The sequence below is a fragment of the Rhodococcoides fascians A44A genome (assembly GCF_000760735.1).
Lineage (GTDB): Bacteria > Actinomycetota > Actinomycetes > Mycobacteriales > Mycobacteriaceae > Rhodococcoides > Rhodococcoides fascians_E.
On sequence record NZ_JMEX01000008.1, the window covers coordinates 548,039 to 573,658 of the forward strand.

Genomic DNA, 25,620 nt, shown 5'->3' on the forward strand with positions numbered 1-25,620 from the left:
GAGAAAACAAGAGCACTGCTCTCAGTCCGGTGCGACGAGATCGAGGAATTCCGGGTTCCGGGCCAGATAGCGCTGGACGTAGGTGCATACCGGAAGAATGGACCAGCCCCGGTCGCGTGCGGTGTTGAGTGCACCCCTGACGAGTACACCCGCCCAGCCGCGGTCACCGAAATCTTCCGTGACGACCGTGTGCATGAACGCCACGGAGGCGTCACTGCCTGAACGGCGGTAACCGAGGATGCCAATGAGATCGCCCCCGACGAAGAGGTCGAATCGGTGATGCTCGGCGTTGTCCACTATGCGAACCGACGCTGCCAGTGTGCTCGACGTGTGATCCATCCCCCGAGTAGAGCGGAGGTCGGCCCGTCACGAGGGACAGTCGGCTACTTGGATAGCAATTCGACGTCGCGCCGAACCCGGACCGTTACCGGACGACTCAGAGCGGAACGACCACGTCGGAGTAATCCGGATTGGCGGCGAGGAACCGCTGTACGTACGTACACACCGGCTTCACCTTCCATCCATACGAGCGCGCACTGTCGAGGGATCGGCGGACGAGGATAGCCGCGAGGCCCTGATGGCCGAAGTCCTCGGTGACGACGGTGTGCATGAACGACACGACGTGCGTACGGGCTCCGCGCTTCTGCGTGTTCTCGACTTCGAAGTAGCCGACGATTCCCACCAGATCACCGTTGAGCCGCAACTCGAAACGATTCTGGTCGGTGTTGATGGAGACATCAGCACTGGGAGTACTGGCAAGCATGGGTCACCTCCTTTGCATTTCCGGGATGTGCAGTGAAGCAATTACATGTGACGTGCACCACTATTAAACATGCGATCAGATAGCTTGTCACCCGTTTGTAGCAACAAACCTTCGGTTCCGTAGGTATGCAACCTCCATGCAACACAGACCCTGGTATCGGTCATACAGAGTTTCCATCACCGTTGTGATGCAACAACATTCATGCACTACCGTGCATCTCCCGAAGGTGCGGTAAAACCGGGCGTCCTCCACACCGGCCGTGCCGGTACTGTCGCGATGTGAAGTTCCTACCGCTGCCCCCCAACGGCTCCACGCCGGTTCGCGCTCTGACCATTGCCGGGACCGATTCCGGCGGCGGTGCGGGCATCCAAGCGGACAGCCGCACCATGGCGATGTGCGGGGTGCACGCGTGCGTCGCCGTCGCCGCGGTGACCGTGCAGAACACCGTCGGCGTCAGTGGCTTCCACGAAATCCCGCCGGCCGTCGTCGCAGACCAGGTCCGCACCGTCGTCGGCGACATCGGAATCAGCGCCGCCAAGACCGGCATGCTGGCGTCGACAGCCATCATCGAAGCCGTCACCGATGTCTGCACCGAGGTCGGCATCGGTAAGAACGGCACGATCCCGCTCGTCGTCGATCCGGTGTGCGCGTCGATGCACGGTGATCCGCTTCTGCACGCGGAGGCGTTGGACGCCATCCGGAACGTTCTGATCCCCATCGCCACTGTCGTCACCCCCAATCTCGACGAGGTTCGCCTCATCACCGGCATCGACGTGATCGACGACGCCACCGCCCGCCGGGCGGCCGAAGCGCTGCATGCGTTGGGCGCGGGGTGGGCGATAGTGAAGGGCGGTCACCTACGCACGTCGACGACCAGCACGGACATCCTGTTCGACGGCGATACCTTCACCGAATTCTCCCGGCCGCGAATCGACACGGGCAACGATCACGGAGGTGGAGACACGTTGGCTGCCGCCATCGCCAGCGCGCTGGCCAACGGGTATTCGGTGCCGGACGCGGTCGCGTTCGGCAAGGACTGGGTCACCGAGTGCCTCGCGGCGTCGTACGACCTGGGCGCAGGCCACGGTCCCGTCTCTCCGCTGTGGAGGCTGCACGTCCAAAGCTCGTAGGGCGCGCTGGACCCCGGTCAGCGGTGGCGTACCAGCCGGAGAATCTTCAGGTCCTCGGGTACGCCGGTGAGTTTGGGGGCGAAGAATCCGCGACGGTAGGGCCGCGGAACCAATCCGAGTGCGTCGACCGTGTCGGGGTGTACTGCGTCGAACGCGTTCCGGGAGATCATCAGGTTGCCGTTACCGCCGGTTTGCATGACGCGGGCGGCGATGGTGACGTCGACGCCGAGCCAGTCGGATCCGATCTGTCGCGGATTTCCGGTGTGAATCCCGACCCTCATGGTCGGTGTGTATCCGTCGACGTCGACCTCCGACAGCGCCGTCCGTGCCGCGACCACCGCTTCGAGCGCCTGGTCGGGTCGGTAGAAGACCGCCATGATGCCGTCGCCCAGCCTCTTGACGACGTGTCCACCGCCCGCGGCGACGGCCGGCTCGACTGCCTGGGACACCTTCCTCAGCAGGGTCAGAGTCGCGGCGTCGCCTGCGACGAGGGACCACGACGAGAATCCCACCAGATCGGTGAAGACGATGGTCACGTCGCGTTCTCCCCGGCCTCGGCCGGTTCTCTCGAGCACTGCCTGCCACACCTGAAGTGCTCCGAGTCCGATTTCTCGGGTGGCACCAGGCTCGTCACCGCGGAACTTGTCGGCTACGCGGGCCACGGCGAGTGCCGACCCTTCGCCTGCCAGGGACAGCGGATCACCGAACGTGGGGTCGCCCGGCAGAACCCGTCGGAACCTCCGCACCACGTCGACGACCCCTGGGCTGCGGTTGACATCCTGCACCCAGCCGACCATCGACGACAGTTTCACGACACGAAGCGTAACCGAGGGTTACAGACACTTCGTAGCCCGAAGATCCCCGGTTCGTGGGTCACTGGCCCGAACGCGCCTGGGTGCGGGCGTCCCCGACCGGAACGCCGTTGGGTCCTTCGACCGACTCCGCGTACGTGCCGATTCCGAAACCGATCGCCGACGCGTTCTTCGCGAGTGCCTCGCGATCGACGTTCGCGAGTGTGTCCTCGGCGGTGTGGTAGTTCTCGTCGTAGGTCTCCCCGGCCGTGCCGCCCCACTTCTCTGCTTGTTCGGGGGTCTTCTCGTCGTCGGCGCCGCTGAACACTCCGCCTGCCGGGATGCCGGCGGCAATGAACGGGCCGTAGTCGGATCGGCCGTCGAAATCGGTTCCGTCGACGGCGATTCCTTCTCCGCCGAGGTAGTCGACGAACACACGCTCGATGGCGTCGGACCCTGCCGGTCCAGCCGGTTCGCCGACTTTGTCGGAGTCGTCTCCGTCGTACGCGAGGTATCCGGCGTTGTGCGAGCCGATCATGTCGAAGTTGAGGTACAACGCGATGTCGGCCTTGTCCTCGTCGCTCAGGCCCTCGACGTAGGCAGTCGATCCGACGAGTCCGTTCTCTTCCGCGCCCCAGAACGTGAACCGGACGGCGTTGGTCACGTCCGGCTCGCTGCCGAGTTGCAGCGCGGATTCCAACACCGCCGCGGTGCCGCTGCCGTTGTCGTTGATGCCCGGGCCTTCCTCGACGCTGTCCAGGTGGGCGCCCGCGACCACGACGTTCGAGGTGTCTCCCGTCGAGGTCTGCGCGATGATGTTGCGGCTCTTGGTCGTTGTGGTGACCGTGTCCAGCGTGAGCGTCAGTTCCGGCGCCGACGCGACGGCCGCGCCGTCCTCCTGCGAGACGCCGCCCGTCGGGATCTTGGCGTCGTCCTTGCTGCCGAGAGTGCCGTTGTCCACGGGCCCGGGGACGTTGTTGACCACGACGACCGCGACGGCGCCGAGGTCCGCCGCGACGGTTTGTTTGGCGACGAAGGGACACAGACCCCGGTTCACGACAACGATGGCACCGCTGACGTCGAGTCCGTCGTAATCGGTTGCCTCGCAACCGGGTGACTCGTCGGCGGGAGCTGCGACGACGCGTGCGGTGATGCCGTCCTCGGGGGTGGCTGGAGAGTATCCGAGGGCTTTGACCGAGATCTGCTCGTCTCCGGCCGACAGCAACTCGGTGTCCACCGTGAACTGGTCGAAGTCGAATTCCGGTGTCTCGACGTCGAATCCGGCTGCCTGCAGTTTTCCGCTCACGTAGTCGACGCTGGCGTCGTATCCGGAGGTGCCGGCGGCGCGGTTGCCGTTGTTCTCCGACGCGATCCGTTCGAGCTCCTTGAGGTGAGCGACCACGGCGTCGCCGGTGACGGCGTCCGCGAGCCCTGGGCCGTCGGGACTGGAGATCGGCGTCGGAACCGACACGGCCGGCTGCTCCTCGGCCCCGGAGTTGTCCGAGGACGTGGAGCAACCGGCCAGGACGAGCGCGCCGACTGCGAAACTTGCAAGCAAGGTCTTCCGTGGCATGGAAGCACCCTAGCTTCTCCGGCCGTCAGGCGTCTCGATGATCGGTGACGAACACTGCGGCGCCGAACACGATGGCGGTGAAGACCACGAAGTAGACCAGGCTCCCCCACGGTCCCCAGTGGAAGTCGACTCCGCCGTCGGATCCGAGGAAGTGAGAGGCATTGAGCCAGGGCAGGAACGGTTGCACCGCGCGACCGAAGGATCCGAACAGGCCGAAGAGGTTCTCGACCACCAGCGGCCACAGCAACAGCAGTGCGATGGCGCCTGCGGACTGGCGAAGAAGGGCACCGACTCCGACGGCGACGACGATCTGCAGGAAGGCGAGGATCGCGGTCCCGTAGATGACGCGCCACGTGCCGTCGATGTCGAAGCTCAGCAGTTCGCCTGCCTCGGCGCCTGCGAACACCTTGGCGATGTAGAACGCGCCGAGACCGAGGACGAAGCTCAGCACCAGCCCCAGAACACCGATCAGAAATGCCTTGGCGACGAGTACCGATGCGCGATTGGGCATCGCCTGGAACGTCGTACGGATGACGCCGAAGCGATACTCGCTGGTCACCGTCAAGGCGGCCAGGATCATCAACACCATGACTCCGAAACCTCCGACGCCGCTGCCGACCGCGTCGTAGACGGTGGGGAGGTACGGATCGTAGTCCGGTGTGTCACCCTGAGCCACTTGATCTTTGTAGGATTCGAGGCCGAGTTCGGAGGTGAATCCGACGATTCCCGCGAGGCCCAATCCGAGGACGATCACCGCGATCGTGCACCACCAGGGTGACTTCGTCGAGGTGATCTTGATACGTTCCGCAGCCAACACACCCATCAGAGAGCACCACCCATCGCCTTGTAATCCGACCCCTGACCGTCCACACCATCAGCACCCGCACCGTGATACTGAACATCCTCACCCGTCAGCTTCATGAACGCCTCCTCCAAAGACCCACGCTGCGAGGACAACTCATGCAACACGATCTGATGCCGAGCAGCGATATCACCGATCACCTCGGTCGTCGAATCCGTCACCACGATCGCCGGCTGCAACTGATCCACCCCCGCAGGCTCACGCACCGTCAACCCCGCCGACGTCAACGCACTCCGCAACGCATCCAACTGAGGACTACGCACCTTCACCGACGCCTCCGACGCATGATCGATGAAATCCTGCACCGACGTATCCGACACCAACCGACCCCGACCGATCACCACCAGATGCTCCGCCGTCTGCGCCATCTCCGACAACAGATGACTCGACACCAACACCGTCCGACCCTCCGCCGCCAAACGCTGCATGAACTTACGAATCCACACAATGCCCTCAGGATCGAGACCATTCACCGGCTCATCGAACAACAACACCTTCGGATCCCCCAACAACGCCCCCGCCAGACCCAACCGCTGCGACATACCGAGCGAGAAACCACCCGCATTCTTCTTCGCAACCTCACTCAACCCCACCAACCGAAGCACCTCGTCCACACGAGACCTCGGAATACCGTTCGACGCAGCCATCCACTCCAAATGCGCACGCGCAGAACGATTCGGATGCACCCACTTCGCATCCAACAACGCACCCACACTCCGCAACGGCTGCTTCAACTCGCCATACGGCTTACCCTCGATCAACGCCTGACCACTCGTCGGACGATCCAGACCCAAAATCGTCCGCATCGTCGTCGACTTCCCCGCACCATTCGGCCCGAGAAAACCCGTCACAATCCCCGGCTTCACGGAAAAAGACAGATCATCGACCGCCTTCACCGCACCGTACTGCTTCGTCAACCCCGTCACTTCGATCATGAACGGAAATACTGCCCTGTTCCGGTTCGTACCGCATCGCTCGGAAGTATTCTTTCGAGTCGTTCTCACGGATGACGGAAAGCGGAATTTCGTCAGGGTTTTCCCTGAGATGCAAAGAACCTCCGAAGGTATTCCTTCGGAGGTTCTTTGCGGTTTGTATTACTTTACACTCACGCGTCCCGGCGGTTGACGACCAGCAATGCTGCACCGAACACGACGGCGGTGAAGATCGCGAAGTAGACCAGGCTTCCCCACGGTCCCCAGTGATAGTCGACGCCTCCGGCTTCACCGAGGAAGTGGCTGGCGTTTCCGAAGGGCAGGAACGGCTGGATCGCGCGGCCGAAGGATCCGAACAGTCCGAACAGCGACTCGACCAGTAGCGGCCAGAGCAGCAGCAGTGCGATGGCGCCTGCGGACTGGCGAAGAAGCGCACCGACTCCGACGGCGATGAACACCTGCAGGAAGGCCAGGATCGCGGTTCCGTAGATCGCTCGCCAGGTGCCGTCGATGTCGAAGCTCAGCAGAGCGCCTGCATCCGGTCCGGCGACTGCCTTACCGATGTAGAACGCCAGCAGTCCGAGAACGAACGTCAGCACGAAACCGAACACACCGATGAGCGACGCTTTCGCGACCAGCACTGCGGCGCGGTTCGGGACCGCCTGGAACGTGGTTCTGATGATGCCGAAGCGGTATTCGCTGGTCACCGTCAGCGCAGCCAGGATCATGAGGACCATGAGCCCCATGCCGCCGACGCCACTGCCGACCACTTCGAAGACCGACGGTAGGTAGGGCTCGAATTCGGGTTTGTTGCCCTCGGCGATCTGGTTGTTGTAGGACTGCAGACCCAGTTTGGCCGCCAGTCCCACCGCGAAGGCAAGCCCCAACCCGAGGGCGATGATGGCGATCGTGCACCACCAGGGTGACTTCGTCGAGGTGATCTTGATACGTTCCGCAGCCAACACACCCATCAGAGAGCACCACCCATCGCCTTGTAATCCGACCCCTGACCGTCCACACCATCAGCACCCGCACCGTGATACTGAACATCCTCACCCGTCAGCTTCATGAACGCCTCCTCCAAAGACCCACGCTGCGAGGACAACTCATGCAACACGATCTGATGCCGAGCAGCGATATCACCGATCACCTCGGTCGTCGAATCCGTCACCACGATCGCCGGCTGCAACTGATCCACCCCCGCAGGCTCACGCACCGTCAACCCCGCCGACGTCAACGCACTCCGCAACGCATCCAACTGAGGACTACGCACCTTCACCGACGCCTCCGACGCATGATCGATGAAATCCTGCACCGACGTATCCGACACCAACCGACCCCGACCGATCACCACCAGATGCTCCGCCGTCTGCGCCATCTCCGACAACAGATGACTCGACACCAACACCGTCCGACCCTCCGCCGCCAAACGCTGCATGAACTTACGAATCCACACAATGCCCTCAGGATCGAGACCATTCACCGGCTCATCGAACAACAACACCTTCGGATCCCCCAACAACGCCCCCGCCAGACCCAACCGCTGCGACATACCGAGCGAGAAACCACCCGCATTCTTCTTCGCAACCTCACTCAACCCCACCAACCGAAGCACCTCGTCCACACGAGACCTCGGAATACCGTTCGACGCAGCCATCCACTCCAAATGCGCACGCGCAGAACGATTCGGATGCACCCACTTCGCATCCAACAACGCACCCACACTCCGCAACGGCTGCTTCAACTCGCCATACGGCTTACCCTCGATCAACGCCTGACCACTCGTCGGACGATCCAGACCCAAAATCGTCCGCATCGTCGTCGACTTCCCCGCACCATTCGGCCCGAGAAAACCCGTCACAATCCCCGGCTTCACGGAAAAAGACAGATCATCGACCGCCTTCACCGCACCGTACTGCTTCGTCAACCCCGTCACTTGAATCATGGGGTCCACTGTGCCCGATCGACGGGTGCTCGCACATCGCCCGCGAGTCGCGATTCGACTCATCCTTTCGGATGACACCCGCTCCTATGTGAGTGGTTGTGTAGGCCCTGGCCTACACAACCACTCACATAGGAGAACTGGCCTGGGCCCAGAAACGTTTGGGAATGCGGCCCGCGCGGCGGGCCTCGAATCCGGCGCTCACCGCGTGCCGCATCGCCGACGCCATCAGTGCGGGGTCTTTGGCGCGGGTCACGGCGGTGGCGAGAAGAACTGCGTCGCACCCGAGTTCCATCGCCACGGCTGCGTCGCTGGCGGTGCCGATGCCTGCGTCGAGGATGACGGGAACGCCTGCCGCGTCGACGATCATCTCGATGTTGTGTGGGTTGGAGATGCCGAGTCCGGTGCCGATCGGCGCACCGAGTGGCATGACGGCGACGCAGCCGATGTCTTCGAGTCTGCGTGCCAGGACGGGGTCGTCGGTGGTGTACGGGAGTACGTTGAACCCGTCGTCGACGAGTTGCTCTGCGGCCTTGACCAGTTCGATGGCATCGGGCAGCAGTGTTCGCTCGTCGGCGATGACTTCGAGCTTCACCCAGTCGGTTTCGAGTGCTTCACGTCCGAGCTGTGCAGTGAGAACGGCTTCGGAGGCGCCGCGACAGCCGGCGGTGTTGGGCAGGGGTGCGATGTCGAGCTTGCGCAGTAGATCGAGGACACCGGTGCCGCCTGCGGCGTCGACGCGTCGCATGGCCACGGTGGTCAGCTCGGTGCCCGACGCCACCAGTGCCTCTTCCAGGACGGTCAGGTTCGCTGCTCCTCCGGTGCCCATGATGAGTCGGGATTCGAAGGTTCTGTCCGCGATAGTCAGCACGTCAGCCACCCTGCACCGCGGTGAGGATTTCGATGGTCCAGCCGGGTTCGACGGTGGTGGCGTCCCATCGGCTCTTCGGCAGGACTGTTCCGTCGACGGCGACGGCGATGCCCGTGTCCGGCATGGACAGATCGGCGAGGAGTCGACGCATCGTCAGCCCCTCGGAGAGTGCGTGTTCTTCGCCGTTGACGGTGATCATCGGTGCCTTCCTGTCTCGAATCGGGCTGGATCTGCAGCCTTGGCTTCGGGGAGTGTGTCGCCGGTGAGTAGTGCGGCGACAGCGTCTGTGGTGATGGGTGTCAGCAGGATTCCGTTGCGTCCGTGTCCGGCGGCGACGATGACGCGTTCGGAGACGCGGCCGATGAGCGGTAGGCCGTCGGGGCTCATGGGGCGCAGTCCGGCGGCGGCTTCGTGTAGTTCGTATTCGCCGATGCTGGGCATCAGTCGTTCGGCGTCGGCGATGAGGTCGCGGACTCCGGCGACGGTGACCTGGGTGTCGTGGCCGGATTCGTACTGGGTGGCGCCGACGACGAGGCCGTCGCCGCGTGGCACGAGGTAGATGGGGCGGCCGTGGACGCTGCCTCGGATGGTTCGGCTGGGCGGAGCCGTCGCGCTGGGTCGTCGTCTGAGTCGGAGTATTTCGCCTTTGACGGGTCGGACGGGGATGTCCGGGAGAAGGGCGGAGACCTGCGCTCCGGCGGCGACGACGATTCGGTCGGCAGTCAGGGCGTCGAGGTCGGTCACCTGTTCGGCGACGAAGTCGACGCCGGCTGCGGACGCTGTCAGTGCGTCGACGAGGGCGCGGTTGTCGACGGCCTGTTCCGTCGGCGCGAGAAGTCCGAGGCGGATGTTCTGCGCGAGCGAAGGTTCGAGTTCCCGGATCTGCGCCCGGTTCAGGATGTCCAGCTGGTGCCCGTGTTCGCCGACGAATTCTGCGATGGTCCGCAGGTCCTGGGCGTCGGCGGCGTCGAGTGCGACGGTCAACGAGCCCGATGCGGTGAACACGTCGACTCCGAGCTCGCGTGCGAACTCGGGCCAGCGGTCCAGCGAGCGCGCCCCCAGCTTCAGTAGTTCGTGTTCGCCCGGCCATCCCTCGGACAGCGGTGCGAGCATTCCGCCGGCCACCCAGGACGCGCCCGACCCGATGTTCGGGTCGTACAGCTGGACCGACCATCCGTCGCGCTGCGCCCTGGCTGCGACGGCGAGGCCGATGACGCCGCCTCCGACGACGGCAAGCGTTCCGAGCCCCGACTTTTCGAACTGCGGCCCGTCGAACTGCGACTTTTCGAACTTCACCGAGAACCACCCTCACTCCCTGCGCCGGCATGATCCGGTTCAGGTATTGACGGTAAGGACGGGCGTGTCCACTCTCAGCCCCGCGTACCCCAGGACTCCCGTGTATCTGTCTTTCCGACGAGAAGACTACCGTCTGGAGACGTGCATCCCACTCAGAGCTCCCGTGAACGCTTGAACTCTGCCCGCCTGTACCTGTGCACCGACGCCAGGCGCGAGCTCGGCGATCTAGCCCAGTTCGCCGAGGCGGCACTGTCCGGCGGCGTCGACATCATTCAGCTTCGCGACAAGAACTCCGCAGGTGAGCGTGAGTTCGGTCCGCTGGAGGCCAAGGACGAACTGGCTGCGCTGGCCGTCCTGTCCGCGGCCACCAGGCGTCACGGCGCGCTGTTGGCCGTCAACGACCGCGCGGACCTGGCGTTGGCGTCGAACGCCGATGTGTTGCATCTGGGCCAGGGCGATCTGCCGGTGCATTACGCGCGGCAGATCCTCGGACCGGATGTGGTGATCGGACGTTCGACGCAGAACCGTAGCCAGGCGAGTCTGGCGGCGATCGAGGACGGTGTGGACTACTTCGCGACCGGGCCGGTGTGGGCGACGCCGACGAAGCCGAATCGCAAGGCCGCGGGCCTCGAACTGGTGCGCAGCACGGCCGACTCGGCTCCGACACGGCCGTGGTTCGCCATCGGCGGTGTCGACGCCGACAACGTCGACGAGGTCCTTGCGGCCGGCGCGGACCGTGTTGTCGTCGTGCGTGCCATCACGCAGGCCCGCGACCCGCAGGCCGCAGCTCAGGCGCTGGCGGAGAAGCTGAAGGGCAACTAGCTCAGCCAGGCGAGGACGGTCGACGGCGGGAGCACCTGCACCGCCGTCGGCAACCGTTCCTTCAGGCCGCGGTCCGCGGTGACGAGCGCGGTCAGCGCGCTTCCGTCGTGTGCGCGCCGGGCGAGTTCGTCGTCGCCGCTGCCCGACGCATGGATGACGGGGACTCGGGCGTCGTCGAATCGGGCTGCGCGGGCGTCGCCTTCGAGGACGGCTTCGATGGTGGTGAGCCACCCGTAGGTGCCGCCGGGCAGTTCGACGGTGCGCGGCAGGACGTCGGCGAGGGAGGTCAGCAGCTCGCCGGTTGCGCCGCTGCGGTCCTTCCACCAGCCGTTGGGGCGGGAGCCGAGCACGTTGGCGGTGTCGAGCAGTACGCGGAGAGGTTCGGTCCGCAAGGTGGGCCAGCTCGCCGCGAAGCCGGGGTGCAGAGGCAGGGCGTCGACCATGCTTTCGGGAACCCAACGCAGTTCGGTGCTTTCACCGTTCGGGGTGGTGGGAAGCTGAGTGTCGGCGTCGGCGACGACGGTGGTGTACGTCCAACCGCTCGGGGCCGTCGCGGTGAGCTTTTCTCCTCGGACGTTGAGCCGGGCCGCGCCGATTCCTGCTTCTTCGTCGGCTTCACGGACGGCGGCCGTCACTGCGCTCTCGTGCGAGTCCTTCGCGCCGCCCGGAAGCGCCCAGGTTCCGCCCTGGTGACTCCAGAGGGCGCGGTGTTGCAGCAGTACCGTCGGCTCACCGTCTGCGGACGGTGCACGCAGGAGCAGACCTGCGGCTCCGTACCTTCCCCAGTGTCGCGTGCCGTTCTCCCCGACTACCCACCCGTCACCGTCGCCGCGCATACCTCCACACCTTAGGGGACTGCACCTTCGGAGTGTTCGCCGTCCACGTACGCACCGCGGGCGGAAACTTATATGCTCGAACCTGTGAACGTGGTCGGCACTACACCCACTGCTGCCGTACCTCCCACGACGGCCGCCACGGCCTCGGAGAGCGACTCGCGGCGTGAGTTGCGGCGCCTGGCACGCTCGACGCCTGCGCGCATGATCGCCCTGGGCGGTCTGCTGATCGTGTTGCTGGTCGCGACGGGGTTCGTGACGAGTGAGGCTGTGTCCGATCGCGAGTCCACGCTCGATTCGTTGTTGGTGCGCACCGAGCCTCTGGCCAATTCCGCGCAGAATCTGTACGGCGCCCTGTCGGTCGCGGATGCCGCGGCGTCGACGGCGTTCATCTCCGGTGGCCTGGAACCTCAGGCGGTGCGTGACCGGTACGCGCAGGCCATCGGCGACGCGGGCACCGAGCTGATCCGGGCGTCTGGCGGGCTCGGCGAGTCCGACACCGAGGCCAGGGACGCTCTCACGGAGATCGGTGCGGCACTGCCGGTGTACACGGGCCTCGTCGAGACCGCCCGTTCCAACAATCGGAGTGGCAATCCCGTCGGATCGTCGTACCTCGGTGAGGCGTCCACGCTGATGCAGACCTCGCTGCTTCCCCGCGCCGAGGGCCTGTACACGGCGCAGGCATCGCGGGTGTCGACGGATCAGGAAAGGTTCGTCCACCCACCGGTGTTCGCTATCGCGACCATCGTCGTCGTCCTCGGACTGCTGGTGTTGGCTCAGCTGTACTTGTCGCGGCGCACGCACCGGACCCTGAACTGGGGGTTTCTGACGGCGTCGGGTCTGGTCACGGTGCTCCTCGGGTGGATGCTGGTGGCCGGGCTCATCTCCGCGACCGCGACCGACCGTGCGCTGGACCGCGGTGTCACCCCGCTGCAGAAGCTCACCACGGGGTTCATCCTCGCTCAGCAGGCCAGGTCCGACGAGACTCTCAACCTCGTGCGCCGCGGCAGCACCCGCGAGTACGACGCCGAATTCAACGACAACACGCAGAAACTGGCCGATCTGTTCGACGGTGATGCGGCGATGACGGAGTCGTTGGCCAAGTGGAAGACCGCGCATCAGCGGATCGACGACGCGTTGGCCGTCGGCGATTTCAACACCGCCGTCACCATCGCGACGGGAAGCGGCGTCGCAGATTCGGCGGTTCAGTTCAAGGCTCTCGACGACATGCTGATCGCCGGCATCGAACAGGGCCGTACCGAGCTTCGGGGCAACGTCGAGCGGGCCAAGACCTCCCTCGTCGCGTTGAGCTCCGGAGCCATCGTCCTCACGATCGCCGCTGCGGCGGGCGTCGCAGGCGGTCTCGTTCCAAGGTTGCGTGAGTACCTGTGAACCGAATTCTTCTCGTCGTCGCCGCGATCCTCGTGGGTCTGCTCACCACCAGTTGCGTTGCACCGGAGGCGTTGCCGCCCGAGCCGGACATCAGTTACACCGAACCACCCATGCCCGACGGTGCGGGCCCGGCAACGGGTGCACCGGAAGTCGACTCCCCCGACCCGCAGTGCGCGCGCCCGACGGCCAGTCTTCGTCCCCTGCAGTTCGGACCAGGACTGGCCGGTCTTGCCCCGGAGAACACGCCACCGTCTCCGACCGTCGACCAGATCCGAGAGCGCGGTCGACTGATCGTCGGGCTGGACACCGGCAGCAACCTTTTCAGCTTCCGTGATCCGATGACCGGCAAGCTCGTCGGGTTCGACGTCGACATCGCGCGCGAGATCTCACGCGACCTCTTCGGTGACCCGGATCGAGTGGACTTCCGCATCCTGACCTCCGCGGAACGTATCGAGGCCTTGCAGAACTCGACGGTCGACGTGGTGGTCAAGACCATGACCATCACCTGTGCGCGCAAGGAGGAAGTGTCGTTCTCCACGGTGTACTTCCAGGCGCAGCACCGGGTGCTCGCGGTCAAGAACTCCGGCATCAACGGTGTTGCGGACCTGGCGAATCGACGCGTCTGCGCGGTCGACGGCACGACGTCGCTGCGGCGGCTGCAGCGCATCGTCCCGACTGCGCAGATCACCACGGCCGCGATGTGGTCCGACTGCCTCGTCGTCCTCCAACAACGTCAGGTCGACGCCGTCAGCACCGACGACACGATCCTCGCCGGTCTCGCCGCGCAGGATCCGTACCTGGAACTCGTCGGCGACAGCCTGAGCCCCGAGCCGTACGGTGTCGGAATCAAGAAGGAGAGTGAGGATCTGGTGCGGTTCGTCAACGGCACCCTGGAGCGAATCCGCGGTGACGGAACCTGGAACCGCCTGTACTCCCGCTGGCTGTCGGTCCTGGGCAGCTCGCCCGGCCCGCCGTTCCCCCAGTACGTGGACTGACATGAGCGCCCGAGACCCCGAGACTCCGACCGGTCGATCCACCGCGCCCTCACAGCGCACCGAAGCCGTGTCCCGCACCGAGGCCGTGTCCCGTACCGAAGCCGTCGCCAGAACCGAAGCGTCCGAGCGCACCCAGGCCGCCGACAGGACTCAGGCTGCCGACCGAACTCAGGCTTCTCCTGTCTCGCAGGTTCGTTCGTCGCGGACGTCCGGCCGGACGAGGCCGACTCGGTCGAATCGAACGGATCCTCGCCGACGCCTCGGCGCGGGCCTGGTGGACATTCCTCGTGTCGATCCTGTCGACCCTGCGACGGCGGTGATGTCGGATCCCACTGTTCCGCAACGCAAACGGTTCTGCTGGAAATGCAACTCACCGGTCGGCCGGAGTGCAGACGGTGAGCCGGACAAGCCGTCGGGCATCTGTCCTCATTGCGGCTCGACGTACGATTTCACGCCGCTGCTCGAGCCGGGCGATCTCGTCGTCGGGCAGTACGAGGTGCAGGGGTGTATCGCGCACGGCGGTCTCGGTTGGATCTACCTGGCCATCGACCGCAACGTCAGCGATCGCTGGGTGGTGTTGAAGGGTCTGCTGCACTTCGGTGACGACGAGGCCCACGCGGTCGCCGTCGCCGAGCGTCAGTTCCTCGCGGAGGTGGCGCATCCGGGCGTCGTGAAGATCTACAACTTCGTCGAGCAGCCACGTACCGACGGCACCCGCATCGGGTTCATCGTCATGGAGTACGTGGGTGGGCGTTCGTTGCGGGACATTCTGTCCTCTCGCAAGGACGCCGAGTCGGGTGCGCGGGTTCGGATGCCGGTGGAGCAGGCCATCGCCTACGTGCTGGAGGTTCTTCCCGCGTTGTCCTACCTGCACTCCATCGGGTTGGTGTACAACGATCTCAAGCCCGAGAACATCATGGTCACCGACGATCAGATCAAGCTCATCGATCTCGGCGCGGTCGCGGGTATCGAGGATTTCGGATACCTCTACGGCACTGCCGGATATCAAGCCCCGGAGATCGTCGAGACCGGCCCGACGGTGGCGTCGGACATCTACACCGTCGGGCGCACGTTGGCGGTTCTCACTCTGGACATGCCGCAGACGAAGGGAAAGTACGACCCGGGCATTCCGTCGCCGGAGGATCACGAACTGCTCCGCCGGTACCCCTCGTTCCATCGATTGCTGCTGCGTGCCACCAATCCCGATCCGGCACAGCGGTTCTCCACCGCCGACGTGCTGGCCAGCCAGGCCACCGGTGTACTCCGCGAGATTCTGTCGCTGCAGACCGGAACGGAACGTCCCGGCCTGTCGACGGCGTTCAGTCCGCCGCGCACCACGTTCGGCACCGAAGAATCCGTCGGGCGCACGGACACGTACGTCGACGGCAAGGTGCGCGGCGACAGAATCAGTGCTCGCGACGTCGTCTCCGCGCTTCCTGTTCCCTTGGTCGATCCACTCGATCCGAGCGCACCTCTACTGGCGGCGGCGGTGCACAGCGAACCGCAGCAGACGCTCGATTCCCTTGCGCACGCCCGCCGCAACGGTATCGAGAGGTTCGCCGACGGATCGCCGGGCGGACTCGAGATCACCCTCGCGGAGGTGAAGGCGCACATCGACCTCGGAGATACCGGGACCGCGCAATCGGTGCTGAACCAGGTGATCACCGACGGCCCCGATCCGTGGCGGGTCGAGTGGTACTCCGGCCTTCTGGACCTGTTGCGCAACGAGTTCTCCGACGCATCGACGCATTTCGAGAACGTTCTCGATGCGATGCCGGGTGAGCTGGCCCCCAAGATCGCCTTGGCCGCGAGCGCCGAGCTGATCATGGAGGGCACCTCCGTCCAGGAGCCGGAAGAGCGCGAGAAGTGGCGGGCCTGCGCCGAGTCGTACTATCTCTCGGTGTGGCGCACCAATCGCGCCGTCGTCAGCTCCGCCTTCGGCCTTGCGCGCCAGATGATGTATCGCAGCGACCCCACCGCGGCCGTCGGAGTGCTGGATCAGGTTCCCATCAGCTCGCGGCACTACGCCGTCGCTCGTATGACGAGTGTGCTGACGCTGTTGATGGATCGGCCGTCCCCCGACCTCGAGGAGGACGACTTCCGCGAGGCCGCGAGACGTGTCGCCATGCTCCCCCGGCGCGAACCTCGAGCGTTGCAGATGCGCACGTTGGTTCTGGCGATGGCAATGGACTGGGTTCGGTCCGGTCATGCTGTCGAGACCGAACGTGAGCCGATTCTCGGTGCCCCGTTCACCGAGACGGGCCTGCGCTCGGGCACCGAGACCGGGTTACGCGCCCTTGCCCGTAACGCGACCGACCGCGCGCACCGCTACACGCTCGTCGACCTCGCCAACGCCATCAGGCCACAGTCACTCTTCTGACCCGTTCTGCTCCGACACGACCTGTTCGGTGGCGCGGGCGATGGCGAGTTCTTCGTCGGTCGGGACGACGAGGACGGTCACCGCCGAGTCGTCGGTCGAGATCACACGAGCATCCTTGCTGCGTACGGCATTTCGCTCGGAGTCGACGACGATACCGAACCCTTCCAGCGACGCCAGGGCGTCGGCGCGTACCGCGGAGGCGTTCTCGCCGACGCCGGCGGTGAACGTGATGGCGTCGAGTCGGCCCAGGTTCACCATGTAGGCACCGATGTACTTGCGGAGACGGTGGATGTAGACGTCGTAGGCGAGTGCGGCGTCGTCGTCACCGTCGTCGATCTTCTGGGCGAGCACTCGGAAGTCGTTGACACCTGCGAGTCCTTTGAGCCCGGAATTCCGGTTCAGCAACTGGTCGATCTCGTCGACGTCCATGTCCGCGTTGCGCCGTAGATGCATGACGACGCCCGGGTCGATGTCACCGCTGCGGGTGCCCATGACCAGGCCTTCCAAGGGCGTCAGGCCCATCGAGGTGTCGATCGGAACGCCGCTGCGGATCGCGGATGCAGACGCTCCGTTGCCCAGGTGCAACACGATCTGGTTCAGGTCGTCTCGGCCGAGGAACTCCGACACCCGACCCGACACGTACTCGTGCGACGTGCCGTGGAAGCCGTAGCGCCTGATCCCGTTCCGGCGGGCCACGTCTCGGTCGATCGCGTACGTGGCCGCGGCGGCGGGCAGCGAATGGAAGAACGCAGTGTCGAACACGGCGACGTGCGGGATGGACGGCAATTGTTCGCGCGCAACGTCGATGCCGAGTACGTTGGGTGGATTGTGCAGCGGCGCAAGCGCACTGAGGTCGGAGATCTGCTTGACGACCGCGTCGTCGATCAGCGTCGGTCGGTAGAAGATCTCCCCGCCGTGTACGACGCGGTGGCCCACCGCCGTCACGTCGGAACCCAGCTCCACTCCCGCGTTCTCCAGCATCTCGAACGCGACGGCGAGACCGACACCGTGATCGGCTATCTCCCGGCGGTTCTCGATCTCCTCACCGTGGAACTCGAGGACGACGCGACCTTCCGGCTCCCCGATCTGCTCGACCAGCCCGGAGGCGACGGACCGGCCGGTCTCGGGTTCCACCAGTTGGAACTTCACCGACGACGAACCGGAGTTGACGACGAGGACGCTCATGCCTGGTGCCCCTGTGCCTGGATGGCCGTGATGGCAACGGTGTTGACGATGTCCTCCACCAGTGCACCGCGAGAGAGGTCGTTGACGGGCTTGCGAAGACCCTGCAGAACCGGCCCGACCGCGACGGCACCTGCGCTGCGCTGCACCGCCTTGTACGTGTTGTTGCCCGTGTTGAGGTCCGGGAAGATGAACACCGTTGCGCGGCCGGCGACATCGGAATCGGGCAGCTTGGACTTCGCGACGGACGGCTCTATCGCTGCGTCGTACTGAATCGGGCCCTCCACGAGCAGTTCCGGGTTTCGTTCCCGCACGAGCCGCGTGGCCTCGCGTACCTTGTCGACGTCGGCGCCGGTTCCCGAGTCGCCGGTGGAATAGGACAGCATCGCGATGCGGGGTTCGATGCCGAACTGAGCGGACGTGGTCGCCGACGAGATCGCGATGTCGGCCAGTTGCTCCGCCGTCGGGTCCGGCACGATAGCGCAGTCGCCGTAGGCGAGAACGCGGTCGGACAGGCACATCAAGAAGATGCTCGAGACGGTGTCGACGCCGTCGGCCGTCTTGATGATCTCGAACGACGGACGGATCGTGTGGGCTGTGGTGTGGGCGGCGCCGGACACCATGCCGTCGGCAATTCCCTTGTACACCATCATGGTTCCGAAGTAGGAGATGTCGGTCATGATCTCGCGTGCCCGCTCGATGCGCATGCCCTTGTGCTTGCGTAGTTCGGTGTATTCGGCGGCGAAGTCCTCGGCGTGGTCCGAGGTCTTGGGGTCGAGCACCTGCGCGTCGCCGAGGTCGACACCGAGTTCCGCTGCGCGACGCCGGATGGGGCCTTCCTCGCCGAGGATCGTCAGCGTGGCCCCCTGCCGCTGCAGCAGCCTTCCCGCCGCGCGAAGGATGCGGTCGTCACCGCCCTCGGGGAGGACGATGTGTTTCTGATCGGCGCGAGCGCGGTGGATCAGCTGGTACTCGAACATCTGCGGGGTGGTGATCGACGGAATGCTCAGCTCCAGCCGATCCAGCAGGGCCCGAGCGTCGACGCGCTGTTCCATCAGGCTCAGTGCGGTGTCCACCTTGCGCTGCGAGCCGACGGCCACCCGGCCACGTGCTTTCGCCGCCGCGGAGGCGGTGTCGAACGTACCGAGGTCCGTCGTCAGGATCGGCAGTTTGGGACCGAGACCGGACACGAGCCTGGCGATCGCGGGGTGCGGCTCGATGCCCCCGTTCATGATGATGCCGGCGAGCGAGGGAAAGCCCTCTGCTTCATGGGCGTTGACCAGTGCCAGCAGCACGTCCGAGCGGTCGGCCGGGGCGATGACCACCACTGAATCCGTCAGACGCTCGAGGATGTGCTCGGCCGTCATCCCGCCGACCATGACCCGAAGCGCTTCGCGTTGCATGAGCTCGGGGTCTCCGCTGTAGAGCTTTCCGTCGACGGCCTCGAGCAGCTCGGCCATCGTCGGGGCGATCAGCAGTGGGATCTCCGGCAGGCTCCACGCTGGCACTCCGAGCGGTGTCAGTGCCTCGGTGACCTCGTCGAGCTTGTCGGGATCGCATCGGTTGGCGACGATCGCGGCGAGGTGCGCGTGGTGCTGACGAAGCTCGGCCTGACACAGCTGCGCCAATTGGACGATCTCGCTCGTCGACCGTTCCGAGCCTCGAAGCGCAAGCAGCACAGGCGCGCCGAGGTTCGCTGCGACACGGGCGTTGAAACTCAGTTCCGACGGGCTGCCGACGTCCGTGAAATCGCTGCCGACGATCACCACTGCGTCGCACTGCGCGGCGACGTCGTGGAAGCGTGAGACGATCTCGCCGAGCGCGGCGTCGGGATCGGCGTGCACGGCCTCGTAGGTGACGCCGAGTGACTGCTCGTAGGACAGATCCGCCGTCGTGTGGTCGACGAGAAGTTCCAGAATGTAGTCGGTTTCCGTCGTCGACCTCGCGATGGGCCGGAAGACACCGACCCGGGCCGCAGACGCACACAGCATCTGGAGCACTCCGAGTGCAATGGTCGACTTACCGGTGTCGCCCTCGGGTGAGGCGATGTAGATGCTCGATGCAGGCTCGGCCATGGGAGTCAGCGTACTGGTTCCTGCTGTTGACAGAAGGTGACCTGCGGTAGTCAGATCGGTCATGGCCGAATCACCGTTTCCCGATGTGCGCTGGGGCAGCGAAACGAGCTTCATCCGCACACCCGCCGTCGCGTTCGCCGCGACCAAACCAGGATCGTGGGTGATCCGGAACCTCGCAGGCGTCGACCGTAGGCTGCTCGAGCGAACGAACGGCCGGTTCACGATCCTCGGTCCCATCGCCGCGCCGGTGGTGCTTCTGACGACGACCGGCCGCAAATCCGGTCGACCCAGAACGTCCCCGCTGCTGTACTACCGCGAGAGCGACAAGCTGTACGTCGTCGGCAGCAACTTCGGGCAACAGCACCACCCGGCATGGACGTCGAACCTCCTCGCCGACCCCAACGCCACCGTCGCCATCGGGGGCAAGAAGATCCCCGTCACCGCCACCCCCGTCGTCGGCGCGGAGAAAGCTCGCATCTACGCGGCGTTCAACGACATGGTCCGCGTCTACGGGGAGTACAAGAACCGCACCGACCGGGACATGCGCATGTTCGAACTGGCGGCCGTGCAGCCCTGACCACCCGCATGGATGTGCCACCGCCTACGCGTTGCGGTGGCACATCCATGCCGGCGGGGAGCGGTCGAACTAACCCAACTTGCGCAGCCGCGGCGACAGGTCGCGCTCGAAGAGTTCGAGGAAGCGCTTCTGGTCGTGTCCGGGGGCGTGGAAGACGAGGTGGTTCAGGCCCGCGTCGGTGTACTGCTTGACCTTCTCCACGGCCTCGTCGGGGTCGGAGGCGACGATCCACCGCTTGGCGACCTGCTCGATGGGCAGTTCGTCGGCTGCTTTCTCCATTTCGATCGGGTCGTCGATGGAGTGCTTCTGCTCCGGGGTCAGTGACAGTGGCGCCCAGAATCGGGTGTTCTCCAGCGCGAGGTCCGGGTCGGTGTCGTAGGAGATCTTGATTTCGATCATCTTGTCGATGTCGCCTGCGTCGCGTTCGGCTTTGCCTGCGCCCTCTTCGACGGCGGGAAGCAGCTTGTCGGTGTAGAGCTCCATGCCCTTGCCGGAAGTGCAGATGAAGCCGTCGCCTGCGCGGCCTGCGTACCGGGCGACGACGGGTCCGCCCGCGGCGATGTAGACGGGGATTCCGCCTTCGGGGACGTCGTAGATCGATGCACCCTTGGTGGTGTAGTACTCGCCGTCGAAGTCGACGCGGTCACCGAGCCACAGTTCTCGCATCAGGCGCACGGATTCGCGGAGGCGCGCGAAGCGTTCCTTGAATTCGGGCCATTCTCCGGTGAATCCGGTGGCGATTTCGTTGAGTGCTTCGCCGGTGCCGACGCCGAGCATGATTCGCCCCGGGTACAGGCAGCCCATCGTGGCGAATGCCTGGGCGATGACGGAGGGGTTGTAGCGGAAGGTCGGGGTGAGGACCGAGGTGCCGAGCTGGATGGTCTTGGTTCGTTCACCGACGGCCGTCATCCATGCCAACGAGAACGGTGCGTGTCCGCCTTCGTGCCGCCAGGGCTGGAAGTGGTCACTGACCGTCGCCGAGTCCATGCCGTGCTGCTCGGCGAGAACACCGAGTTCGACGAGCTCGCGCGGTCCGAACTGCTCCGCCGACGCCTTGTATCCCAGTTTCAAAGCCTGTGCCACGCGCTGCTCCCTTGTCGAATGTCACTAATCCTTCGATTGTGCACTCCCGACGGAAACGGTGGGCTAGTGGATCCCCAGCACCGTGACAATTCCGGCCATTACGGCAACTGCACCGATTCCGACGGCGAACATCCAGAGATCTTTGGCGTCGGGCATCGGCGCTCCGGCTTCGAGTGCCCGACGGACCTGCAACCAGCGTCGCAATCCGACGACGGCAGCCGACGCCGCCATGCCGATCAGGACCAGTCCGAGCGTCGTGCGAACCCATCCGGTACTGAAATCGGGAACGAGGTGGACGATGGCGATGCCGCCCGCGAGCAAACCGAGCGACGTGCGCATCCACGCCAGGAAGGTGCGCTCGCTGGCCAGGGTGAATCGTTCGTCCGGGCGGGCGGGCGGTCCAACAGGCGGCTCGTCGGTCACACTCCACATGATGCACCATCGGCTGGAACCGCTATTTCTTCGGGCGCAGCACCGTTCCGTGCACTCCGTGCTCGTCGATGGCGGCGAGCTCGGCGTCGTCCAGATCGGCGAAAGTGGTTGCTGCCAGGTTGTGTTCGAGTTGAGCTGTCGAGCTCGCACCGATGAGGGCGGTGGTGACCTCCGGACGGCGAAGAACCCACTGCAACGCCAGCTGAGGTAACGACTGACCACGTGCTTGCGCAATCTTGTTCAGCGCGGCGGCTCGCTCGACGTAGACGTCGGAGATGTCGTCGGCATTCAGGAAAGCACTGTCGGCGGCGCGTGAATCCGCGGGCACGGTGCCCTGCAGATATTTGTCGGTGAGCAGTCCCTGTGCCAGCGGCGAGAAGGCGACCACACCGGTGCCGTCCTGAGCTGCGGTGTCCAGGTGGCCATTCCGTTCGACGGTCCGATCGAAGATGGAGTACCTGGATTGGTGCACGAGCAGTGGTGTGCCCAGCTTTTCCGCGATGATCGCCGCGTCGTGAGCACGCTCGGCGGTGTAGTTGGAGATGCCGATGTAGTGGGCTTTGCCCTGCGCCACGATGGAGGCCAGGGCTCCGATGGTCTCGTCCAGCGGCGTGTCGAGGTCCGGGCTGTGCGAGTAGAAGATGTCGACGTGATCGACTCCCAGGTCACGCAGGGTGATGTCGATGGAATCGAGCAGGGTCTTCCGCCCGCCACCGACCAGGTACGGGCTCGCGCCGATGGGGTTGCCCGCCTTCGACGCAATGACGATCTCGTCACGGTACTTCCCGAGATCGCTGCCGAGCACCCGACCGAACACTTTCTCCGCGGCACGGAACGGCGGACCGTAGCGGTTGGCGAGATCGAAGTGCGTGATGCCCAGATCGAACGCACGGAGGATGATCTCGCGCTGGGTCTGGAAATGTCGGTTGTCGCCGAAGTTCTGCCACAGACCGAGGGAGAACTCGGGAAGCTTCAATCCGCTTCTACCGCTGCGGCGGAACTGCGCGTTGTCGTAACGGTTCTCTGCTGCTGAGTAGGTCATGATGCTTTCCGGTCCGATGCGGCGTGCTCGTCGTCCAGACCGAGGTGGCCACGCAATGTGGTGGATGTGTATTCGGTGCGGTGGACACCACGTTCCTGAAGGGCAGGAACAAGTTTGTCGACGAGGTCGTCGATACCGTCGCGCAGGTGATAGGGATTGATGTTGAATCCGTCGACGACGCGGTGGCGCACCAGCTCGGTCCAGCGGTCGGCAACCTGGGCCGGCGTACCCGAGTGGAAACGCGACGCGGGCGACACTTCGAGAACGAGCTCTCTGATGGACAACCCCTTGTCCGACGCCAGCTTTCGCCACCGCTCGATCTGATCCAACTTTCCGGTGCGCGCGTCGATCGACAGCGTGCCCCTGGATGGATCGAGCTCGGAGTCCACCGGATCGATGTCCGGGAGCGGACCCTCCGGGTCGTACGCCGACAGGTCCTTGCCCCAGTAGTGTTCCAGGAACGCGATGGCGCGAACACCGTTGTGCGCGTTGGATCGCAGCCAGCGGACCTTCTCCTCGGCCTCGTCGGGCGTGTCCCCGAGGACGACGGTCACGCCGGGCAGAATCTTCACGGCATCCGCCGCCCGCCCGAACGCCGCGGTCCTGGTGCGGAGATCGCGTGCGTAGGCGACGGCGTCGTCGTAGGCGTTGTTGGCCGAGAACACGACGTCGGCGTGACGCGCAGCGAGATCGCGGCCGCCCGTCGAGTCGCCGGCCTGGAACAGTATCGGTCGACCTTGCGCGCTGGCTGGGACGTTCGGCGTCGCGTGCGCTGTCAGAAGGTCGGTGTCCGAGCCGATCTTCTCACCGGCCCAGTACTGCTTGGCGAGTTCGACGACCTGTGTTGCGCGCTCGTATCGACGTTCGTGGGCGAGCCACCCGCCACGCCGGAAGTTCTCACCGGTCCAGGCATTGTCGGTGGTGACGATGTTCCAGCCTGCGCGCCCCTCGGAGAGCGCGTCGAGGCTCGCGAGGCGCCGAGCAAGTTCGACCGGCAGGCTGTACGTGGTGTTCTGCGTTGCGACGAGCCCGATGCGCTCGGTGACGCTCGCGAGTGCCGCGAGTTGGGTGATGGCGTCGGGCCGGCCCGCGATGTCGGTGGACAGGATGGCGCCGCGGTTCTCGCGAACGCGCTGGCCGTCACCGAGGAAGAAGGCGTCGAACAGTCCGCGTTCGAGCTTCTGCGCGACCTCGACGAACGTGTCCGTGGCGACCTGGTCGGGGGCGTTCGGGTCCTCCCACACGGTCTGGGCACCGATGCCGGGGTAGAAGACTCCGAGGTGGATCTGCGCGTTCTCGTCGTAGGCGGCACCGGTGTCGGGATGGCTGTCGATGGTCGACAAGAGTTCTCCTAGTTCTGTGCCGTCACGGCGTAGCGGCTGACGGGACGGTCGAGTCCGAGGTTCTCTCGGAGTGTGCGGCCCGGTTCCGGGCGGCGCAGTACCCCTGCCTCGGCCAGTGCGGGCGCGACCCTGTCGATCAGGTCACCGAGCTCCTCGGCGGATGCCGGCGTGAACCGCACTCCGTCGACGACACCGACGAGCGGCGAAACATCGTCCGTCACGGACACATCCGCGAACACCAGCCGGTCGTGCTCGGCGGCCGAGGTCGGATCGTCGACGAGGACGATGTCGAGCAGATCGGCGATACCGAGGTCCGCGCGACCGATGACGACGATCTGACCCTGCGGCGAGCGCGGAGTGATGAGTGGTCCGACGACGTCGAAGAACTCTCCTTCGAATCGAACGTGGTGAACCTTGTCCGGGTCGAGGTACCTGCCGGTCGCGGTGTCGCGGATGACGGCGTCGTCCTCCCACGAATCCCACAGTCGCCGTGCGAGATCGACGACGTCGCGTACTTCCCGCGTGATCGCGTCGGCGTCGCGCACGTCGGTCCCCACTGCATCGTGGGCTGCGCTGCGATTGTCGGCGCCGACGACCCAGGCACCGCGTCCGTGCGAGGTGTGATCGAGGCTCGCCAGCTGGGTGGCGAGGAAGAACGGCTCGGTGGTGAGCGTGTGGACCGTCGGCCCCAGTCCGATCGTCGACGTCGTGGACGAGACGAACGCGGCACGAGTGCCTGCGTCGATGCGGTATTCCTCGTCGGCTTCGGGAACGAGCGCATCCCCGAACGTGACGAGGGTGAACCCGGCGCGTTCGGCGGCCGTCACCGCTTCCTTCAGTGCCCTGGGCGATTCGTTGCGGCCGTCCAGTTCGACAGCCAGAAGTAGTCCGTTTCCTGTGCTCACTGCGTGTGCACCGTCGGGACGCCGTGCTCTTTCAGTGCAGGAAACCCACCGTCCACGTGCGAGACGTTGGTGTAGCCGAGCCCCTTCAGTTCGTCGACGACGGGGCCCGAGCCCTTGACGGATCCGCAGAACACGACAATCGGCTCGTCGCGATCACGGTCGGCGGCGCCGAACTCGGCCTCGACGGCAGCCTTGTCGACGACGACGGCTCCGGCGACGGTGCCGAACTCGATTCGCGACTTCTCACTTCGGACGTCGATCAATGTCGCGGTGGCGGAAGCTGCCTCGGCGGGAGAGATCAGTGATGCGTCGTTCGAGCTCATGGTCCTTCTTTCACGAAAAGGTGGCGTTACTTGCCTGAATCAACCAACTATCTTTCCCCACGGACCGGGTAGGAAA

26 protein-coding genes and 1 riboswitch are annotated in these 25,620 nt (G+C 65.1%); of the genes, 6 read left to right on the forward strand and 20 right to left on the reverse strand.

What is annotated here, in order from left to right:
• Positions 1-21: 21 nt before the first annotated feature.
• Together BH95_RS14860 and BH95_RS14865 are read right to left on the reverse strand one after the other, a co-directional pair.
• The gene (locus tag BH95_RS14860) at positions 22-339 is read right to left on the reverse strand and encodes a GNAT family N-acetyltransferase (RefSeq protein WP_020112592.1); all 318 of its coding nucleotides are present in this window, start codon (positions 337-339) and stop codon (positions 22-24) included.
• 97 nt (positions 340-436) lie between these two features.
• Positions 437-763 carry a GNAT family N-acetyltransferase gene (locus BH95_RS14865; RefSeq protein WP_019666650.1) on the reverse strand — a complete coding sequence of 109 codons (327 nt, stop codon included), beginning with the start codon at positions 761-763 and terminating at the stop codon, positions 437-439.
• Between the two features lie 278 nt (positions 764-1,041).
• On the opposite strand from BH95_RS14865, the gene thiD reads away from it, so the two are divergent.
• Entirely contained in the window at positions 1,042-1,893 is an 852-nt protein-coding gene (thiD, locus tag BH95_RS14870; protein WP_019666651.1) for a bifunctional hydroxymethylpyrimidine kinase/phosphomethylpyrimidine kinase, read from the forward strand.
• Between the two features lie 17 nt (positions 1,894-1,910).
• Here thiD and BH95_RS14875 read toward each other — a convergent pair whose 3' ends face one another.
• The 9 genes from BH95_RS14875 to thiO all read right to left on the reverse strand — a co-directional run bounded on the left by BH95_RS14875 (position 1,911) and on the right by thiO (position 10,160).
• Entirely contained in the window at positions 1,911-2,690 is a 780-nt protein-coding gene (locus BH95_RS14875; protein WP_230595877.1) for an adenylate/guanylate cyclase domain-containing protein, read from the reverse strand.
• Positions 2,691-2,766: 76 nt separating this feature from the next.
• Entirely contained in the window at positions 2,767-4,257 is a 1,491-nt protein-coding gene (locus tag BH95_RS14880) for a M28 family peptidase (protein WP_037182879.1), read from the reverse strand.
• Positions 4,258-4,282: 25 nt separating this feature from the next.
• Positions 4,283-5,080: an ABC transporter permease gene (locus BH95_RS14885; protein ID WP_020112594.1), complete on the reverse strand. Its 798-nt coding sequence runs from the start codon at positions 5,078-5,080 to the stop codon at positions 4,283-4,285.
• Positions 5,080-6,054 carry an ABC transporter ATP-binding protein gene (locus BH95_RS14890; RefSeq protein ID WP_037182882.1) on the reverse strand — a complete coding sequence of 325 codons (975 nt, stop codon included), beginning with the start codon at positions 6,052-6,054 and terminating at the stop codon, positions 5,080-5,082. Before BH95_RS14890 ends, BH95_RS14885 begins: the two co-directional genes overlap by 1 nt.
• Positions 6,055-6,224: 170 nt before the next feature.
• Positions 6,225-7,022 (reverse strand): ABC transporter permease, encoded by a 798-nt coding sequence (locus BH95_RS14895; protein WP_019668066.1) that lies wholly within the window; start codon positions 7,020-7,022, stop codon positions 6,225-6,227.
• Complete coding sequence (locus tag BH95_RS14900; RefSeq protein ID WP_037182884.1) at positions 7,022-7,996, reverse strand: ABC transporter ATP-binding protein; 975 nt, start codon at positions 7,994-7,996, stop codon at positions 7,022-7,024. The genes BH95_RS14895 and BH95_RS14900 overlap by 1 nt, the downstream gene beginning before the upstream one ends.
• 124 nt (positions 7,997-8,120) lie before the next feature.
• Positions 8,121-8,873, reverse strand: coding sequence for a thiazole synthase (locus BH95_RS14905; protein WP_019663279.1), 753 nt, complete (start codon positions 8,871-8,873; stop codon positions 8,121-8,123).
• Complete coding sequence (gene thiS / locus BH95_RS14910) at positions 8,866-9,063, reverse strand: sulfur carrier protein ThiS (protein WP_019663278.1); 198 nt, start codon at positions 9,061-9,063, stop codon at positions 8,866-8,868. The genes BH95_RS14905 and thiS overlap by 8 nt, the downstream gene beginning before the upstream one ends.
• Positions 9,060-10,160 carry a glycine oxidase ThiO gene (thiO, locus tag BH95_RS14915; protein WP_037143572.1) on the reverse strand — a complete coding sequence of 367 codons (1,101 nt, stop codon included), beginning with the start codon at positions 10,158-10,160 and terminating at the stop codon, positions 9,060-9,062. The genes thiS and thiO overlap by 4 nt, the downstream gene beginning before the upstream one ends.
• Positions 10,160-10,272: riboswitch (TPP riboswitch) on the reverse strand. Its footprint overlaps the gene before it by 1 nt.
• Before the next feature lie 29 nt (positions 10,273-10,301).
• Between thiO and thiE the strand changes: the two genes are divergently transcribed.
• Positions 10,302-10,982: a thiamine phosphate synthase gene (gene thiE / locus BH95_RS14920; RefSeq protein WP_019663276.1), complete on the forward strand. Its 681-nt coding sequence runs from the start codon at positions 10,302-10,304 to the stop codon at positions 10,980-10,982.
• Here the strand turns inward: thiE and BH95_RS14925 are convergent.
• Positions 10,979-11,818 carry an NUDIX hydrolase gene (locus BH95_RS14925; protein WP_019663275.1) on the reverse strand — a complete coding sequence of 280 codons (840 nt, stop codon included), beginning with the start codon at positions 11,816-11,818 and terminating at the stop codon, positions 10,979-10,981. The genes thiE and BH95_RS14925 overlap by 4 nt on opposite strands.
• Before the next feature lie 72 nt (positions 11,819-11,890).
• Between BH95_RS14925 and BH95_RS14930 the strand changes: the two genes are divergently transcribed.
• From BH95_RS14930 to BH95_RS14940, 3 genes are read left to right on the forward strand one after another with little or no spacing between them, the layout of a single operon-like run.
• Positions 11,891-13,207, forward strand: a complete 1,317-nt coding sequence (locus BH95_RS14930) for a hypothetical protein (protein WP_027498635.1) — start codon at positions 11,891-11,893, stop codon at positions 13,205-13,207.
• Complete coding sequence (locus BH95_RS14935; protein WP_037182887.1) at positions 13,204-14,202, forward strand: glutamate ABC transporter substrate-binding protein; 999 nt, start codon at positions 13,204-13,206, stop codon at positions 14,200-14,202. The genes BH95_RS14930 and BH95_RS14935 overlap by 4 nt, the downstream gene beginning before the upstream one ends.
• Before the next feature lies 1 nt (position 14,203).
• The gene (locus BH95_RS14940) at positions 14,204-16,582 is read left to right on the forward strand and encodes a serine/threonine-protein kinase (RefSeq protein ID WP_167336908.1); all 2,379 of its coding nucleotides are present in this window, start codon (positions 14,204-14,206) and stop codon (positions 16,580-16,582) included.
• Here the strand turns inward: BH95_RS14940 and BH95_RS14945 are convergent.
• Positions 16,571-17,767: an acetate kinase gene (locus BH95_RS14945; protein WP_020110801.1), complete on the reverse strand. Its 1,197-nt coding sequence runs from the start codon at positions 17,765-17,767 to the stop codon at positions 16,571-16,573. The two genes, BH95_RS14940 and BH95_RS14945, sit on opposite strands and share 12 nt — an antisense overlap.
• Entirely contained in the window at positions 17,764-19,839 is a 2,076-nt protein-coding gene (gene pta / locus BH95_RS14950; protein WP_037185155.1) for a phosphate acetyltransferase, read from the reverse strand. Before pta ends, BH95_RS14945 begins: the two co-directional genes overlap by 4 nt.
• A gap of 61 nt (positions 19,840-19,900) precedes the next feature.
• Here pta and BH95_RS14955 point away from each other — a divergent pair, with 61 nt between their 5' ends.
• Entirely contained in the window at positions 19,901-20,416 is a 516-nt protein-coding gene (locus BH95_RS14955; protein ID WP_019663268.1) for a nitroreductase/quinone reductase family protein, read from the forward strand.
• A gap of 69 nt (positions 20,417-20,485) precedes the next feature.
• Here the strand turns inward: BH95_RS14955 and fgd are convergent, their stop codons facing one another.
• The 6 genes from fgd to BH95_RS14985 form a co-directional block, all read right to left on the reverse strand.
• A complete protein-coding gene (fgd, locus tag BH95_RS14960; RefSeq protein WP_019663267.1) occupies positions 20,486-21,499 on the reverse strand; it encodes a glucose-6-phosphate dehydrogenase (coenzyme-F420) in 1,014 nt (337 codons plus the stop codon).
• Between the two features lie 63 nt (positions 21,500-21,562).
• Entirely contained in the window at positions 21,563-21,931 is a 369-nt protein-coding gene (locus tag BH95_RS14965) for a YidH family protein (RefSeq protein WP_037182890.1), read from the reverse strand.
• Positions 21,932-21,953: 22 nt separating this feature from the next.
• Positions 21,954-22,973 (reverse strand): aldo/keto reductase, encoded by a 1,020-nt coding sequence (locus tag BH95_RS14970; protein ID WP_037182892.1) that lies wholly within the window; start codon positions 22,971-22,973, stop codon positions 21,954-21,956.
• Complete coding sequence (locus BH95_RS14975) at positions 22,970-24,316, reverse strand: LLM class flavin-dependent oxidoreductase (RefSeq protein WP_019663264.1); 1,347 nt, start codon at positions 24,314-24,316, stop codon at positions 22,970-22,972. Before BH95_RS14975 ends, BH95_RS14970 begins: the two co-directional genes overlap by 4 nt.
• An 8-nt stretch (positions 24,317-24,324) precedes the next feature.
• Complete coding sequence (locus tag BH95_RS14980; RefSeq protein ID WP_019663263.1) at positions 24,325-25,221, reverse strand: LLM class flavin-dependent oxidoreductase; 897 nt, start codon at positions 25,219-25,221, stop codon at positions 24,325-24,327.
• Positions 25,218-25,544 carry a rhodanese-like domain-containing protein gene (locus BH95_RS14985; protein WP_020110804.1) on the reverse strand — a complete coding sequence of 109 codons (327 nt, stop codon included), beginning with the start codon at positions 25,542-25,544 and terminating at the stop codon, positions 25,218-25,220. Before BH95_RS14985 ends, BH95_RS14980 begins: the two co-directional genes overlap by 4 nt.
• Positions 25,545-25,620 lie beyond the last annotated feature (76 nt).

Bases quoted from the DNA above. Each gene is read 5' to 3' on its own strand.
- BH95_RS14860 (WP_020112592.1), bottom strand. From the start codon at position 339: ATGGATCACACGTCGAGCACACTGGCAGCGTCGGTTCGCATAGTGGAC.
- BH95_RS14865 (WP_019666650.1), bottom strand. From the start codon at position 763: ATGCTTGCCAGTACTCCCAGTGCTGATGTCTCCATCAACACCGACCAG.
- BH95_RS14875 (WP_230595877.1), bottom strand. From the start codon at position 2,690: ATGGTCGGCTGGGTGCAGGATGTCAACCGCAGCCCAGGGGTCGTCGAC.
- BH95_RS14880 (WP_037182879.1), bottom strand. From the start codon at position 4,257: ATGCCACGGAAGACCTTGCTTGCAAGTTTCGCAGTCGGCGCGCTCGTC.
- BH95_RS14885 (WP_020112594.1), bottom strand. From the start codon at position 5,080: ATGGGTGTGTTGGCTGCGGAACGTATCAAGATCACCTCGACGAAGTCA.
- BH95_RS14890 (WP_037182882.1), bottom strand. From the start codon at position 6,054: ATGATCGAAGTGACGGGGTTGACGAAGCAGTACGGTGCGGTGAAGGCG.
- BH95_RS14895 (WP_019668066.1), bottom strand. From the start codon at position 7,022: ATGGGTGTGTTGGCTGCGGAACGTATCAAGATCACCTCGACGAAGTCA.
- BH95_RS14900 (WP_037182884.1), bottom strand. From the start codon at position 7,996: ATGATTCAAGTGACGGGGTTGACGAAGCAGTACGGTGCGGTGAAGGCG.
- thiS (WP_019663278.1), bottom strand. From the start codon at position 9,063: ATGATCACCGTCAACGGCGAAGAACACGCACTCTCCGAGGGGCTGACG.
- BH95_RS14925 (WP_019663275.1), bottom strand. From the start codon at position 11,818: ATGCGCGGCGACGGTGACGGGTGGGTAGTCGGGGAGAACGGCACGCGA.
- BH95_RS14930 (WP_027498635.1), top strand. From the start codon at position 11,891: ATGCTCGAACCTGTGAACGTGGTCGGCACTACACCCACTGCTGCCGTA.
- BH95_RS14940 (WP_167336908.1), top strand. From the start codon at position 14,204: ATGAGCGCCCGAGACCCCGAGACTCCGACCGGTCGATCCACCGCGCCC.
- BH95_RS14945 (WP_020110801.1), bottom strand. From the start codon at position 17,767: ATGAGCGTCCTCGTCGTCAACTCCGGTTCGTCGTCGGTGAAGTTCCAA.
- pta (WP_037185155.1), bottom strand. From the start codon at position 19,839: ATGGCCGAGCCTGCATCGAGCATCTACATCGCCTCACCCGAGGGCGAC.
- BH95_RS14955 (WP_019663268.1), top strand. From the start codon at position 19,901: ATGGCCGAATCACCGTTTCCCGATGTGCGCTGGGGCAGCGAAACGAGC.
- BH95_RS14965 (WP_037182890.1), bottom strand. From the start codon at position 21,931: ATGTGGAGTGTGACCGACGAGCCGCCTGTTGGACCGCCCGCCCGCCCG.
- BH95_RS14970 (WP_037182892.1), bottom strand. From the start codon at position 22,973: ATGACCTACTCAGCAGCAGAGAACCGTTACGACAACGCGCAGTTCCGC.
- BH95_RS14985 (WP_020110804.1), bottom strand. From the start codon at position 25,544: ATGAGCTCGAACGACGCATCACTGATCTCTCCCGCCGAGGCAGCTTCC.